1 protein-coding gene is annotated in these 871 nt (G+C 57.3%); it reads left to right on the plus strand.

From position 1 onward, the window contains the following. Positions 1 to 16: 16 nt before the first annotated feature. The coding region (locus ETC02_RS16740; RefSeq protein WP_171698457.1) for an IS110 family transposase at positions 17 to 871 on the plus strand (855 nt) is incomplete at its 3' end.

The raw sequence follows: 871 nt of genomic DNA on the forward strand, positions 1-871 counted from the left end.
CCAAGGAGGACTTCAGATGAATTGTACACAAAACTATAAAATTGATCAAGTTACGGAACAAACGCTTGTCGTGGGCATCGATATCGCGAAACGAACCCACTACGCCTGCTTCGTGGATGACCGGGGGCGCGTGCTTCGCAAGTCGTTCCCGATCTTCCAGTCGAAAGAGGGGTTTCAGCAGCTGTATAAAGCGATTCAGGAGGCGATGCAAGCGTTTGGGAAGTCAGAGGTGATCGTCGCCGTGGAGCCGACCGGGCACTACTGGTTGAACCTAGCCTACTTCCTCGAGGAGAACGGGATCCCATTGGTCATGGTCAACCCGGCGCATGTGTGCCGGTCGAAAGAACTCGATGACAACCTGCCGACGAAACACGACGCCAAAGACGCCCTGGTCATTGCCAGACTGGCAAAAGACGGACGATTCCTCGTTCCCCGGCTGCTGCACGAGATCGAAGCCGATTTGCGCGTGGGAAGCACGCTCAAAGAGAAGCTCCGCAAGGAACAGACGGCGGTGAAAAATGCGATCATCCGCTGGACCGACCGGTATTTTCCGGGGTTTTGGATGGTGTTTCGCGATCTGGGAAAAACGGCGCTTTCGGTGTTGGAGTGGACGCCGTTTCCGGCCGATATGGCGGGTCGGACCGCCGAGGAGCTCATCGAGGTGTACCGGCAAAGCGAAGGGCTGAAATGCCCGCAGAAGGCCAAAATTCAGGCGTTGATCAACGCCGCGAAGGACTCCATTGGGGTGACGGAAGGGACGACGATGGCCCGGTTTGAGATCGCCGCGCTCGTCCGCCGATACCGCCAATTGGAGGCGGAGATCGCCGCACTGGACGCCGAGTTGAAGGCATTGGTTCAAACGACGATGGAG

The organism is Geobacillus sp. DSP4a (assembly GCF_013096875.1).
In the GTDB taxonomy this organism is placed as follows: Bacteria; Bacillota; Bacilli; order Bacillales; family Anoxybacillaceae; genus Geobacillus; species Geobacillus thermophilus.